The sequence below is a fragment of the Oerskovia rustica genome (genome assembly GCF_014836555.1).
GTDB classification, from domain to species: domain Bacteria; phylum Actinomycetota; class Actinomycetes; order Actinomycetales; family Cellulomonadaceae; genus Oerskovia; species Oerskovia rustica.
Genome location: NZ_JACSQQ010000026.1, coordinates 7,049 through 19,293 on the forward strand (window position 1 = coordinate 7,049; position 12,245 = coordinate 19,293).

General features: G+C 73.9%; 15 protein-coding genes. 7 read left to right on the plus strand and 8 right to left on the minus strand.

The window, feature by feature from the left end; genetic code table 11:
* Positions 1-69: 69 nt before the first annotated feature.
* On the minus strand, positions 70-741 hold the full coding sequence (locus H9652_RS14415) for a YigZ family protein (RefSeq protein ID WP_191796866.1): 672 nt from the start codon (positions 739-741) through the stop codon (positions 70-72).
* Positions 742-856: 115 nt separating this feature from the next.
* Here H9652_RS14415 and H9652_RS14420 point away from each other — a divergent pair, with 115 nt between their 5' ends.
* A complete protein-coding gene (locus H9652_RS14420) occupies positions 857-1,531 on the plus strand; it encodes a site-specific integrase (protein ID WP_225228274.1) in 675 nt (224 codons plus the stop codon).
* 25 nt (positions 1,532-1,556) lie between these two features.
* Here the strand turns inward: H9652_RS14420 and H9652_RS14425 are convergent, their stop codons facing one another.
* From H9652_RS14425 to H9652_RS14455, 7 genes are all read right to left on the minus strand, one after another.
* Positions 1,557-2,009 (minus strand): VOC family protein, encoded by a 453-nt coding sequence (locus tag H9652_RS14425; RefSeq protein WP_191796867.1) that lies wholly within the window; start codon positions 2,007-2,009, stop codon positions 1,557-1,559.
* A gap of 228 nt (positions 2,010-2,237) precedes the next feature.
* The gene (locus tag H9652_RS14430; RefSeq protein WP_191796868.1) at positions 2,238-2,795 is read right to left on the minus strand and encodes a hypothetical protein; all 558 of its coding nucleotides are present in this window, start codon (positions 2,793-2,795) and stop codon (positions 2,238-2,240) included.
* Positions 2,792-4,129: a DUF58 domain-containing protein gene (locus H9652_RS14435; protein ID WP_191796869.1), complete on the minus strand. Its 1,338-nt coding sequence runs from the start codon at positions 4,127-4,129 to the stop codon at positions 2,792-2,794. The genes H9652_RS14430 and H9652_RS14435 overlap by 4 nt, the downstream gene beginning before the upstream one ends.
* Positions 4,126-5,115, minus strand: a complete 990-nt coding sequence (locus H9652_RS14440) for an AAA family ATPase (RefSeq protein ID WP_191796870.1) — start codon at positions 5,113-5,115, stop codon at positions 4,126-4,128. Before H9652_RS14440 ends, H9652_RS14435 begins: the two co-directional genes overlap by 4 nt.
* Before the next feature lie 71 nt (positions 5,116-5,186).
* Entirely contained in the window at positions 5,187-5,726 is a 540-nt protein-coding gene (locus tag H9652_RS14445) for a hypothetical protein (protein ID WP_191796871.1), read from the minus strand.
* Positions 5,723-6,487: a DUF4129 domain-containing protein gene (locus H9652_RS20125; RefSeq protein ID WP_191796872.1), complete on the minus strand. Its 765-nt coding sequence runs from the start codon at positions 6,485-6,487 to the stop codon at positions 5,723-5,725. Before H9652_RS20125 ends, H9652_RS14445 begins: the two co-directional genes overlap by 4 nt.
* Complete coding sequence (locus H9652_RS14455) at positions 6,484-7,656, minus strand: DUF3866 family protein (RefSeq protein WP_191796873.1); 1,173 nt, start codon at positions 7,654-7,656, stop codon at positions 6,484-6,486. The genes H9652_RS20125 and H9652_RS14455 overlap by 4 nt, the downstream gene beginning before the upstream one ends.
* A gap of 119 nt (positions 7,657-7,775) precedes the next feature.
* Between H9652_RS14455 and H9652_RS14460 the strand changes: the two genes are divergently transcribed.
* The 6 genes from H9652_RS14460 to H9652_RS14485 all read left to right on the plus strand — a co-directional run bounded on the left by H9652_RS14460 (position 7,776) and on the right by H9652_RS14485 (position 12,225).
* Entirely contained in the window at positions 7,776-8,750 is a 975-nt protein-coding gene (locus H9652_RS14460) for a helix-turn-helix transcriptional regulator (protein WP_225228276.1), read from the plus strand.
* On the plus strand, positions 8,743-9,783 hold the full coding sequence (locus H9652_RS14465; protein WP_191796875.1) for a helix-turn-helix transcriptional regulator: 1,041 nt from the start codon (positions 8,743-8,745) through the stop codon (positions 9,781-9,783). Before H9652_RS14460 ends, H9652_RS14465 begins: the two co-directional genes overlap by 8 nt.
* 10 nt (positions 9,784-9,793) lie before the next feature.
* Positions 9,794-10,120 (plus strand): hypothetical protein, encoded by a 327-nt coding sequence (locus tag H9652_RS14470; RefSeq protein ID WP_191796876.1) that lies wholly within the window; start codon positions 9,794-9,796, stop codon positions 10,118-10,120.
* A gap of 46 nt (positions 10,121-10,166) precedes the next feature.
* On the plus strand, positions 10,167-10,364 hold the full coding sequence (gene tatA, locus H9652_RS14475; RefSeq protein ID WP_036571710.1) for a Sec-independent protein translocase subunit TatA: 198 nt from the start codon (positions 10,167-10,169) through the stop codon (positions 10,362-10,364).
* 3 nt (positions 10,365-10,367) lie between these two features.
* Positions 10,368-11,156, plus strand: a complete 789-nt coding sequence (gene tatC / locus H9652_RS14480; protein WP_404822042.1) for a twin-arginine translocase subunit TatC — start codon at positions 10,368-10,370, stop codon at positions 11,154-11,156.
* 79 nt (positions 11,157-11,235) lie between these two features.
* Positions 11,236-12,225 (plus strand): diacylglycerol/lipid kinase family protein, encoded by a 990-nt coding sequence (locus tag H9652_RS14485; RefSeq protein ID WP_404822043.1) that lies wholly within the window; start codon positions 11,236-11,238, stop codon positions 12,223-12,225.
* Positions 12,226-12,245 lie beyond the last annotated feature (20 nt).

A 12,245-nucleotide genomic window follows, 5' to 3' on the forward strand; every position in this document is an offset into this window, starting at 1 on the left:
CCCCCCCCCCCCCCCCCCCCCCCCCCCCCCCCGGCCCAGGAGGGGCCTTTGCCGTGCGCTCGGGGCCGCTCAGGCGGGGACGTCGACGACCCGGCTGTCGCCGAGGGCGGGGGAGATCGTCCCGCTCGACGCCGACGCGAGGTCTGCGTCGAGCTCGACGAGACGTCCCGGCGGGACCAGGAGCCGGAACCTGGCCGCGGCCGCGTAGTCGGCGCCCTCGAGCACTGCGCCGTGGGTCTGGCACCACTCGTGGAGGGTGTTCCCGATCCGGCCGGCCTCCGCGTGCGGGACCTCGACCGTGACCTCGACCATGACCTCGCGGCGCAGCACGGGCGCGAGGTCGAGGGTCTCGCTCACGGCGTTCGAGTAGGCGCGGACGAGCCCGCCCGCCCCGAGCAGCACCCCGCCGAAGTAGCGCGTGACGACCGCGACCAGGTCGGTCACGTGGCGGTGGCGCAGGACCTCGAGCATGGGGATGCCGGCCGTGCCCGAGGGCTCGCCGTCGTCGCTCGAGCGCTGCTGGTCGGCGTGCGTGCCGACGACGAGCGCCGTGCAGTGGTGCCGCGCGTCCCAGTGCTCCTTGCGGGTCCGTGCGATCACGGACTCCGCTTCGGCGACCGACTCGACGGGGTGCAGGAGCGTGAGGAAGCGGGACTTCTTGACCACGAGCTCGTGCTCGACAGGGCGGGCGATCGTCGACGGGAGCGGCACGCTCCGGGGGGAGTGCTGGAGGGAGGCCATCGACGCCCAGCCTAGCCAACGGGCGGGACGTGCTGGTCTCGAGCGGGATGGCGTCGAGGGCGGCACGCCGTTCACGACGATTGAAAATAGTGTGCCAAGCGGATAGGTTTCCGCCATGGCCACCGACCCTTCCGACTCACCGCTCAACGCCTCGACGGACAAGGAACGCCCGGACGCCGACCCCGCCCAGCCGCTCGCGCCGCGCTACCCGCGCCCACCCGTCACGCGCGACGAGGCCGAGTGGGTCTGGCGTGAGCTGTCGGTCGGCGCCATGTACGCGTCGACCAAGCCGGAGATGGTACGCCTGGCGGTCATCGTCGGCCTGACCCGCGCGACGGGGGCCAGGTACTCGGACCTGCTGCGCTGCACCGTCGACTCGCTCGACCTGGGGCCCACCGGCGCCCAGGCGGGGGAGGGGAGCGTCGTCGTGCAGCACGGCAAGCACCGCACCGTGCGCGTGCACCGCCTCGAACCGGGTGCGGTCATGGTCCTGCGTCGCTGGATGGAGGTCCGGGAGGAGCTGTGCTCCGAGCTGGAGGGGTCGGTGCCGCGCGCCCTGCTCCTGACGGTCCACCACACGCACGACAACGGCATCACCGTCGCGAGCGGGCTGCCCATCACGAAGCAGGGCCTGGTGCTGTCCTGGCGGCGGTTCGTGCAGCGCACCAACGCGCGGTACGGCGGGGTGCGGCCGCCGCTGCCGACGCGCTTCGAGCAGGTCCGTCGGGCGTGGCACGCGGAGGCCGCCGACGGTCCGGCCGAGCAGGTCGGGCAGGTCGAGCAGGAGTAGCCTCGGGGCCGCCCGACGGTGGAGGTCACTCCTCGCGTGGATCGTCCGCGGGGGAGGGGGCGGCCTTCCCGTCGAGCTCCTGGAACACCGTGACGTGGAGGCCGGCCGGAGCGTCGAGGCGTGCGTTGAGCGAGTCCCACGGGGTGCGGACGGGCGGCGCCACGAGCGACGCCCCCGCGTCGACCAGGTCGGCCGTGACGGCCGCTGCGTCGGTCACCTCGAACGCGACGCGCAACCGGGGAGCGACCTGCCGGCCCACCTCGACGTCGTCGATCATGCGTTTCTGCGCGGGGTTGGCGATCTCGAGCGTGGCGCGCCCGGCATCGAGGATCGCGACCCGCGAGTCGCCGTCGCCGGTGAACGCCTCGAGTTGGGGGAGGCCCAGGGCGTCACGGTAGAAGGCGAGGGCTGCCTCGTAGTCCTGCGCCTCGACGACCAGGCGCAGCTGTAGGACGGGGCGGGCGGGGGTGTCGGCCATCCGGCCACGGTAGGTCAGAGGCTCGGATGCTGCGCGCCGACCCCCTTCGCCTCCCTTCTGGACAAAATAGTGTGCCAAGCGTCCCGACGACGCGACTCACCCACACATTCGGCTCACCAAAAAAGCCCTGACGAGCCGTGGCGGGCCTCGCGGGCCCTCCGCACGACGACGGCCCCCTTGCTCCAGCCGGGGGAGCAGGGGGCCGTCGCGCCGTGTCGCGAGGTCGTCTCAGCGCCACCAGGTCCGCGGGACGGCGAGGACGACGAGCCCGATCAGCGCGACAGCGGCCACGACGACGAAGAGCCCATTCCTGTCCAGGGTCGAGGCCGCGAAGCCGACGAGCGCCAGCCCTTGGCACGCGAGCTGGATCACGGCTGCGCGGCGCAGCTCCGGGACGAGCACCGCGCGCTCGACGCGGCCCTTCCGCGGTACGCGCGCAGCCCACCAGGAGGAACGCAGCACGAGGTGGGCGAGCGGGAGGAGCAGGAAGACGACCGGGTCGAACGACGTGTCGGCCCCGAGCGTCGCGAGGGCGCCGCCGAACAGCACCGCGTGCGGCACCGGGATGTGCGGGCGCGCCACGACGACGGCGGCCAGGACCAGGGCGACGGCCACGCTCCCCAGCAGCGAGGGGACCAGCTGGACCACGGCGAGGACGCCGAACACGAACGTCGCCCCGATCAGCACCGCACGCAGGACGTCGCCCGAGACGGTCGGGCCGGTGCTCACCTCGGTCGCCGGCGGTCCCGCTGGTTTCTCGGGCGGGGCGGTGGGGTGCACGCTCATCGGGTCGTCCCTCGCTGGCTGTGGCGTTGACGGCGGGCCGCGAGCTCGAGCGCGGCACGGGCTCCACCCCTGTCGTTCGTCGAGGAGGTCCAGGGGACCACCAGGACGCCCTCGCGTCGGATCGCCTCGAGTCGCTGCTCGCGTTCGAGTCGCGTGATGCGCCACGCGAGCACCACTCCCGGTTCGTCCCGGGGGACGTCGACGGTCGGCAGGATGTCGACCGCGACCACGGGGTGTCCCGTCGCTCGCCAGGTCTGGGCGATCATGGCGCTCTCGTCGTCGAGGAAGGTCGAGAACATGTACACCAGCGCCGACGCCGGGATCTGCGGCGGGCGCGTGCGCCGTCGAGGCTCACCGATCGGGTGGGCGAGGGCGAGGGCGTGGACGATCCGCTGGAGCTGACGCTTGCCCGCAGCCGGCGGGAGCGGGCGACGGATCCACCCGAGGTCCTCGAACCCCACCCGGTCCCCGCCGTCTAGCGCGGTCTGGGCGACCGACGCCGCGGCGTGCCGGGCGATGTCCAGGGACGTCGGCCGGTCCATCGGCAGCGGGCCGCGCCCTCGCCACGTCGTGACGTCGGGACCCACCTCGTCCCGCGAGTCCAGGACCAGGACGATCGTCGCCTCGGCCGTCGCCTGGGTACGCCGGACGTACAACGTCTCGAGCCCGGGGGACCGGCGTGCGGTCGCCCGCCAGTCGATGCGGCGCAGGCGGTCCCCGGGGGCGAACGGGTGCACGTCCCGGAGCTCGGTGCCGTCTCCGAGGCGACGGGTCGTGTGCGGACCCGTGAGCCCGGCGAGCTGGCGCGGCAGGGGGAGGAGACCGAGCGGTTGGGCGGTCGGCAGGACCAACGTCCCCGGGGACCGGACCGCGTCCGGGACCGACTCGACGACGCCCTCGGGCCCCGACGCGACGTGGTCGACCCGGAACATCCGGTGCGGTCCGGTCCTCGCCGAGTGCGTCGTGAGGTCGAGGGTCCGGGACCGGTCGACCAGCACCGTGACGTCCGCGTCCTCGTTCCCGGGGCTGGTGACGCGCAGGCGGACCGGTGTGGCGCCGTCGGGCACGTCGAGGCGGAGCCGCGACCTGAGCTCCCCGGGACGCGCGTCGACGTCCACCGCCGGCTCGAACGTCGCGACCACGGCCTCGCCCCGCGGTCTGGCGCTCCACCCCCACACCGCACCGAGCAGCGCAGGAGCGCCCAGGACGGCGATGTCCGCGCGACCCGCGAGGAGACCCGTGCCGAGGAGCGCCAGACCGAGAACCACGCCCGCGGCGAGGCTCGTCGTCTGCTGCCAGCGCGTCGGACGCGAGCCCGTGGCGAGGGAGGTCATCGCGTCGCGGTGGCGACCGCAGCAGGGCCGGGGACGCGGTCGAGGATGGCGCGGACGATGGACTGCGGCTGCGCGTTCGAGGCCCAGGCGGTCGGGGTCAGCGTGAGGCGGTGCGCGAGCACCGGGACCGCGACCCGCTTGACGTCCTCGGGCAGCACGTAGTCCCGGCCGTCGAGGGCGGCCACGGCGCGAGCGAGCAGCACCAGGTTCTGCGACCCACGGGGAGACGCCCCCACCTCGAGCTGGGAGTCGGCGCGCGTGGCCGCGACGAGGTCCACGCAGTACGTGAGGACGTCGGGGTCGACGTCGGTCGCCTCGACCCCCGCCTGCATCGCGAGGACGGTCCGTGCGTCGACGACCTGGCGCACCTCGGCCTGCTCCTGGCGACGGTCGAGACGCCGCCGCAGGACCTCGCGCTCCTCGTCACGGCCGGGGTACCCGACGCCGAGGCGCACCATGAACCGGTCGAGCTGGGCCTCGGGCAGCGGGTAGGTGCCCTCGTACTCGACGGGGTTCGACGTGGCGAGGACGTGGAACGGGCGCTGGAGCGGGTACGTGCTCCCCTCGATCGACACCTGCCGCTCGGCCATGGCCTCGAGGAGCGCCGACTGCGTCTTGGGCGCCGTGCGGTTGATCTCGTCCGCCAGGAAGATGCCCGTGAAGACCGGCCCGGGGCGGAACACGAAGTCGGTCGTGGCCGGGTCGTACACCGCGGACCCCGTGATGTCCGCCGGCAGGAGGTCCGGGGTGCACTGGAGCCTCGCGAAGTCGAGCCCCAGGGCGGTCGCGAGGCTGCGCGCAGCGAGGGTCTTGCCGAGGCCGGGCACGTCCTCGAACAGGACGTGGCCGCCCGCGAGGATCGTGGCGAGCGCGAGCTCGAGCGAGTCCCGCATGCCGACGACGGCCGTACCGACCTCGTCGAGGATGCGGCGGCCGTGCGCGGCCACCTCGGGGATGCTGAGCGCGGGGGCAGGGGAGTCCGTCATCGGGTTCGCCTCTCGGTGCGGGTGTCTACGGGTGCTGGGGATGTGGGCAGCGGTGCCGACGGTCGTGCTGGTCAGGCGTCGCTGCGGGTCTGCTGCCGGCCGGCGCTGCGGCCGCCCTCGCCGACGGGCTGGCCGTCGGCGAGGTGCTCGATCGCGCTGACCCACGAGCGCAGGACCTTCATGGTCGGGGGGCGCGGGTCGGAGGTCATCTGCTGGTGGACCTGCGTGCCGAGCCTCGCCGCGGCCGCGCGCACCTGAGCCGGGTCGGTGCTGTGGAGGTCGATGCCCTCGTCGGCGAGAGCCGTGGCCGCGAGCGCCCGCACGCGTTGGTGTGCGCGTTCGCTGACGCGTCCGTGGCTTCCGTGCATGGCCCAGGTGAGGTCGGAGAGGTCGCGGCGTGCGCCGTCGCGGTTGGTGTCGGGCAGTGCGCGGTGCTGGGGGTCGTGTCCGGCGTCGATGCGTCGGGAGAGGACGAGGGCGATGAGGAGGGCGACGGTGAGGGCGATGGTGTGGGGGAGGTCGAGGCCGAGGTACGCGAGGGCGATGCCGGTGACGACGAGGAGTGCGGCCTGGGTGAGGATCTTCTTGTCGGTGGGGACCCGGAGCTTCATCGCGTCTGCCCTCGGGGGGCCTGTGTGCCGGGGGTTGCTTGGTGCTGGGGTTCGTCGCTGTCGTCCGTGTCGGGTGGTGCGAAGGCGATGGCGAGGCGTTCGAGGCAGTCGCGGGCTGCGTCGACGTCCTGGGGGGTGAGGGGGTGGGTGGTGAAGCGTGCCCGCTGGTAGAGCTTCAGGAGCGTGGTGACGGCGTCGGGGTCGGCGGGGGTGGCGTCGAGGACGGTCCTGGTGAACTCGGTGGGGGTCTGTGCGGGGTGTCGGCGGTGGCCGGTGTCGGCGGTGGCGTCCTCGAGCGCTATCCAGGCGGCGGTGACGGCGTCGCGGGGGGTGGCGGCGGTGTCGAGGAGGTGCCGGGCGTGCCGGACGCCGCGGCGTAGTTCGGGGAGCTGGACCGTGAGGGTGGGGGTGGCGATGCTGGCGCCGACCGTGACGTGGTCGTGGGGGGTGGGGGCCTCGGGGGCGGGTTCGCGGGTGCGACGGCGCAGGCGCACGATCGCGATGACGGTGAGGACGACGGCGACCAGGATGGCCAGGTAGGTCATGTACTCGCCGATGCTGAGGCCGGAGGCGCGTTCGTCGAGGCCTTCGAGGAAGAGCGCGGTCTCTTCGGTGCGTTGCACGGGTGGGGTGGGGGCGACGGTGCTGGGTCTGGTGGTGACGGGCTCGAGCCGGAAGCTCCAGCGGTTTCCGGCGGCGGCGCCGACGAGGACGAGGGCGATCAGGACGACGACACCCCCTAGTCGCGTCCGGTTGCTCATGCGGGTCGGTTCCTCTCGGCGTACAGGCCGGCTGCGGCGGCTGTCAGGAAGGCGGCGGGGTCGTCGTCGAGCCCGCGGCCCATGGTGGAGAGTCCGACGGGTGTGGCGCGCAGGGCTCCGAGGAGCGGGGCGTCGGCGTCGGCGTGGACGAGGTGGTGGCGCCCGTGGGGTGCGGCGAGGTGCGCGGCTTGCTCGGTGATGCGTGCGGTGAGTGCGGCCCCCCACCCGGGGAGGGCTTCGACGTCGGCGCTGGGGCGGGGGACGACGACGTCGCTGGCCGCGAGCGCCACCCGGCCGTAGGCGGTCAGGGAGTGGTGGGAGATGCCGAGGTGGCGGTCGCGGGGGTCTGCGCCGGAGACGCGCAGGGATGCGATGGGGCGTCCGCCGAGGGTTGCGGCGGCGTTGAGGGCTTCGCCGGCGGCGACGCCGGAGAAGCCCCAGCGGGTGCCGGTGCCGAGGTTGCCGGGGCCTTGGGTGACGATGGCGAGGTCGGCGCCGGTGACGTGGCGGGCGGCGAGGAGCCCGGTGTGGACGGTGACGGCTTCGTGGTCTCCGCCGTAGGCCTGGCCGACGGTGAGGCAGGTGTGGAGCCAGTCGGCGTCGCGCAGTGCGGCGATGGTGCGGGAGAACGCGGCGGGCAGGGCGCCGCCGTCGGTCATGACGTAGGCGATGCGGGGGGCGGGGCGTCCGTCCTGGGCGGCGGCGAGGCGGGCGCCGGCGGCGATCGCGGGCAGGGCGGAGTGGAGGTCGGCGACGACGACGGGCATGCCGTGGAGGTCGTCGGCGTCGCGCAGGGTGTCGTGGTGGGGGGACTCCTGCTCGTCGACGCCCAGCACGAGGGCCTGCAGGGGGGTGTAGCGGGCCTTGACGAGGTGCCCTGGCCCGGGGGCCGGGTCGGGGGGCAGTGCGCCGGGCAGGGCGACGACGAGGGCGTATCCGCCGGTGCCGAGGCCGCGGGCGAGCGCGGAGACGTTGAGGAGGGCCTGGTCGCCGACCTGGGGTTCTCCGACGAGCTGCGGGTAGGCGAGGGCGCGCACGGTGCGGGGGCGTTCCTCGGCGCCGGGGGCGGTGCTGGCGGGCAGGGGCTCGTCGAGCTCGACGGTCACTTCTTGCGCGCCTTGCCAGGCCCGGCCGCGGGAGATCACCCTTGCACTACGCCACGTCATCACACGGGTGAGGATAGCGTTCGTTAGCGTGGGTGCCGATGCCTGATCAGACGAGTCAACCAGTCAACCCTGCCACGAGGCTCTTGAACCTCGTGATCGCCCTCGTGAACACGAGCGTGTCGATGACGAAGCAGCAGATCCGTACGAGTGTCGCGGGGTATGCCGACGCGCCGTCTCCGGAGGCGTTCGAGCGGATGTTCGAGCGCGACAAGGACTCGTTGCGCGACCTCGGGATACCGATCGTGACGGTCGACGCCGGGGGACACAGCGACGACGTCGGGTACCGGATCGACCAGGACGCGTACGCGTTGCCTGCGGTCGACCTGACCCCGGCGGAGTTCGGGGTGCTGTCCTTGGCGGCGCAGTTCTGGCAGGACAAGACGTTGCGCACGGACATCTCGCGCGCCTTGACGAAGCTGCGGGCGGCGGGGGCGGGCGAGGTCGCGAACGACGCGGTCGCGGGGCTCGCCCCGCGGGTGCGGGCGGTGGGCGACGCGTACGGTCCCCTCTTGGACGCGATCGAGGCGCTGCGTCCGGTGTCGTTCACGTACCGGGCGGCCTCCACGGGCGAGGTGCGGGACCGCACGGTCGAGCCGTGGCGCATCGCGGCACGCCGCGGCGGGTGGTACCTCCTCGGGTTCGACCGCGAGCGCCAGGCACCGCGGGCCTACCGGTTGAGCCGTATCGAGGGCCGGGTGCGTCTCCTGGGGCGCGCGGGGGCGTTCGCCATCCCGGACGGCGTGGACGTGGACGCGCTCCTGGGGGCGCGGGCCGGGCAGGAGCAGCTGGCGGCCCTGGCGATCGGACCGGAGCGGGCCGAGGCGTTGCGGGCGCGCGGTCGCAGCGACGGCGACGGGCCGGGCTCGGGGCCGCGCGCGGACGGGCGCGACGTGGTGCACGTGTCGTTCACGAACCCGCACGCGTTCGCGGACGAGATCGCGGGGTACGGGGACGCGGTCGTGGTCCTGAGCCCCGCGGGGCTGCGGGACGCGGTGGTGCGCCGGCTGGCGGCCGCGGCGGGCCTGGGGCAGGCACCGGGCACGACGTCGCAGGACCACCCGAACGGCACGACGAGCACGGAGGAGCAGCGTGGCTGAGCGCGCGGACGACCGGTTGGTGCGCCTGCTGGGCATCGTCAGCTACCTGGACGGCGCGGGCGGGGTCCCGGTCGAGGAGCTCGCGACCCGCTTCGGGGTGACGACCCGGCAGATCGTGGAGGACGTCGACGCCCTGTGGGTGTCCGGCACCCCGGGGTACTGGCCCGACGACCTGATCGACTTCGACGCGGACTCCCTCGAGCGGGGCGTGGTGCGGCTCACGGAGGCGCGCGGCATGACGAGGCCCCTGCGCCTGGGCACGCGCGAGGCGGTCGCGCTCATCGCGGCCCTGCGTGCCATGGGGGAGACCCCGGCGGTGCGTTCGGACCGGGCACGGGCCGACGTCGTCGCGTCCGTCCTGGACAAGCTCACCGGGGCGACGGGCGAGGCCGCCGCGGCCCTGGACGTGCGCCTGTCTCCCGACGGCGCCCCCGAGGTCGTCGCCGCGGTGTCCTCGGCGCTGGCGAACCGGCACCGGCTGCGCGTGCGGTACGTGACGAGCTCCGACGTCGTGTCCGAGCGCGAGATCGACCCCGTCGCCCTGCACACCCAGGACGCGTACTCCTACCTCCTCGCGTGGTGCCACCGCGCACAGGGGCAGCGCACGTTCCGCCTCGACCGGCTCCTGGCCGCGACCGAGCTCGACGTCCCCACGAGCGACCACGACCTGCCGACGGAGGTCGACTTCACGCCCACGGGCGACGCACCGCTCGCGACGATCACGTTCGCGAGCCCGGCCCGCTGGGTCGCGGAGCAGGTCCCCGTCGAGAAGGTCCGCAACCTGCCCGACGGCGCGTTCGAGGTCTCCCTGCGCGTCACCAACCCCGTGTGGTTGCGCCGCCTGCTCCTCGAGCACGCCCGCCACGTCCTGGCCGTGGCCCCCCAGGAGGTCGCCGACGACGTGGCGCAGGCCGCGAGCGCCGCCCTGGCCGCGTACGGGGCCGAGGGCGGTGGCCCGTACGAGCCGGGCGACCCGTCAGCGACGGCGGGGACGACCGGGACGACCGGGCCCGCCGGCGGCCCGGCGAACTAGGCTGGGTCGTATGTGGTTCACCATCTGGTCCGTCCTGGTCGTCGGTACGCTCGTCGGCGCCTTCTTCCTGGGGCGCGACCTGTGGCGCAAGGCCAGGGCGCTGTTCGCGCAGATGTCGGAGTCGGCGCTCGTGATGGACCGGTTCGCGCAGCGCACGGACGAGGTCACCGCGGCGCTGGCGACGTCGCAGCCCAGCACGGCGCCCACCCTGTTCGACGACCCGGTCCTCCTGCACGAGCGGGTCGAGGAACTGCGCGCGCAGCGGGCCGAGCGCCGTGTGGAGCGCAGGACCCGCAACAAGGTGACGTGGGACCGGTGGCGTCGATTCAACGCGTAGGATCTGCGACAACAAGACTTGCGTCCGACTCCAAGGGAGCCATCTCATGGGCATGCTGAAGCCCTGGCACATCATCGTTCTTGTCGTCGTCGTCCTGCTCCTGTTCGGGGCGAAGCGACTTCCCGACCTGGCCCGCAGCGTGGGCCAGTCCCTCAAGATCTTCAAGAGCGAGGTCAAGGACCTGCGCGACGACGACAAGCCCGCGGAGCCTGCCGTCAAGGATGACGACGCCCCCAAGGCCTGATCCGTGGCCGGTTCGACGAAGACGGCCAGGTCCTCCGAAGGGCGCATGCCGCTGCGCGAGCACCTGCTCGAGATCCGCAAGCGACTGTTCCTGGTCTCGTGCGGGCTCGTCGTGGGCGCGATCGGCGGCTGGTTCCTCTACGAGCCGCTGCTGGCCGCGCTCCAGGCGCCCCTCGAGGCGGCGGCGGCCGCGCAGAACAAGGTCATCAACCTGAACTACTCGGGCATGGCGACCGCGCTCGACATGAAGATCAAGGTCTCCCTGTTCCTCGGGGTGCTCGTGACCTGCCCGTGGTGGCTGTACCAGCTGTGGGCGTTCATCACCCCGGGCCTGACCCGCAAGGAACGCCGCTACGCCGTGGGCTTCCTCGGGGCGTCGGTGCCCCTGTTCCTCGGCGGCGTCGCCCTGGCCTGGTGGGTCCTGCCGCACGCGGTCGACATCCTCGCGGCGTTCGTCCCCGAGGGCGCGACCAACCTCACGGACGCGCAGGGCTACCTGAGCTTCGTGATGCGCCTCGTCCTGGCGTTCGGGCTCGCGTTCGTCCTGCCCGTCGTCCTGGTCGCCCTGAACTTCGCGGGCCTGGTCCGGTCCACGGCCCTGCTCGCCGGGTGGCGCTGGGCCGTCCTCATCGCGTTCGTCTTCGCGGCCGTCATGACCCCCACACCCGACGCGCTCACGATGATCTTCGTCGCGCTGCCCATCTGCGTCCTGTACTTCGGCGCCGTCGGGATCGCGATCCTGCGCGACCGCAGCACCGACAAGCGCGCCGCCGCCGCGCTCTCCGGTGCCTGACCGGGCACAGCCCCGCCCCGCCCGCCTCGCCGTCGTCGTCAACCCGACGGCAGACCGCGGGCGCGGGCGAGGCGACGGCGTGCGCACCCTCGCGCTCCTGCGCGAGGCCGGGCACCACGTCCTGGACCTGAGCGCCCCCAACGCGCCCCTCGCCCTCGAGAACGCCCGCGACGCCGTCGCCTCGGGCATGCAGGTCGACGCGCTCGTGGTCGTCGGCGGGGACGGCATGGTCCACCTCGGTGTCAACGCGGTCGCCGGGACCGGGATCCCCCTCGGCGTCGTCGCCGCCGGCACGGGCAACGACTTCGCCGCGGCCCTCGACCTGCCCGTGCACGACGTCCCCGCCGCCGTCGGGATCCTCCTCGACGCCCTGTCGGCCCGCCGCGCCGGCACCGGGGGAGTGCGGGTCGTCGCCGCCCCCCCCGCCGCACCCCACGACCCCCCCCACCCCCCCCGCCCCCGCCCCCCGGGGGGGGGCCGCTGGTTCTGCGGCGTCCTGTCCGCAGGCCTCGACGCCGCCGTCAACGCCCACGCCAACGCGTTGACGTGGCCGCGGGGCAGCGCCAAGTACGTGCGCGCCGTCGCGAGCGAGCTCGCCCGGTTCCGCCCCTACGGGTACCGCATCACCGCCGACCTCGCCCCGGGCACGGCGCCTGACATGCCCGACATGCCCAACATGCCCGACGACGTCGCGCACCCCTTCGTGTGGACCTCGCCCGGGACGCTGGTCGCCGTGGCCAACGGGCACCGCTTCGGCGGCGGCGTCCAGATCGCGCCCGACGCCCGGATCGACGACGGCCTCCTCGACCTCGTCACCGCCGGGCCCCTGACCCGGCTCGGTGCCGCTCGCATCTTCCCCGGCATGTACCAGGGCAAGCACGTGCACCACCCCGCCGTCGACCTGCGGAAGGTCACGTCCGTCCTCCTCGAGGCCACCGACGCCGGTCGCCCACCGCCCCCGGCCTTCGCCGACGGGGAACGCATCTCCCACCTGCCCGTGCGCGTCACGGTCGTCCCCGGCGCCCTGCACGTCCTCGACGGCCGCGTCACCGGGTCTCCGCCCGCCTGACGACGAAAAGCCCCCCGGAC

Excerpts from the sequence above, each read along its gene's own strand:
- H9652_RS14415 (WP_191796866.1), bottom strand. The coding sequence starts at position 741 with ATGGCCTCCCTCCAGCACTCCCCCCGGAGCGTGCCGCTCCCGTCGACG.
- H9652_RS14420 (WP_225228274.1), top strand. The coding sequence starts at position 857 with ATGGCCACCGACCCTTCCGACTCACCGCTCAACGCCTCGACGGACAAG.
- H9652_RS14425 (WP_191796867.1), bottom strand. The coding sequence starts at position 2,009 with ATGGCCGACACCCCCGCCCGCCCCGTCCTACAGCTGCGCCTGGTCGTC.
- H9652_RS14430 (WP_191796868.1), bottom strand. The coding sequence starts at position 2,795 with ATGAGCGTGCACCCCACCGCCCCGCCCGAGAAACCAGCGGGACCGCCG.
- H9652_RS14435 (WP_191796869.1), bottom strand. The coding sequence starts at position 4,129 with ATGACCTCCCTCGCCACGGGCTCGCGTCCGACGCGCTGGCAGCAGACG.
- H9652_RS14440 (WP_191796870.1), bottom strand. The coding sequence starts at position 5,115 with ATGACGGACTCCCCTGCCCCCGCGCTCAGCATCCCCGAGGTGGCCGCG.
- H9652_RS14445 (WP_191796871.1), bottom strand. The coding sequence starts at position 5,726 with ATGAAGCTCCGGGTCCCCACCGACAAGAAGATCCTCACCCAGGCCGCA.
- H9652_RS20125 (WP_191796872.1), bottom strand. The coding sequence starts at position 6,487 with ATGAGCAACCGGACGCGACTAGGGGGTGTCGTCGTCCTGATCGCCCTC.
- H9652_RS14460 (WP_225228276.1), top strand. The coding sequence starts at position 7,776 with ATGACGAAGCAGCAGATCCGTACGAGTGTCGCGGGGTATGCCGACGCG.
- H9652_RS14470 (WP_191796876.1), top strand. The coding sequence starts at position 9,794 with ATGTGGTTCACCATCTGGTCCGTCCTGGTCGTCGGTACGCTCGTCGGC.
- tatA (WP_036571710.1), top strand. The coding sequence starts at position 10,167 with ATGGGCATGCTGAAGCCCTGGCACATCATCGTTCTTGTCGTCGTCGTC.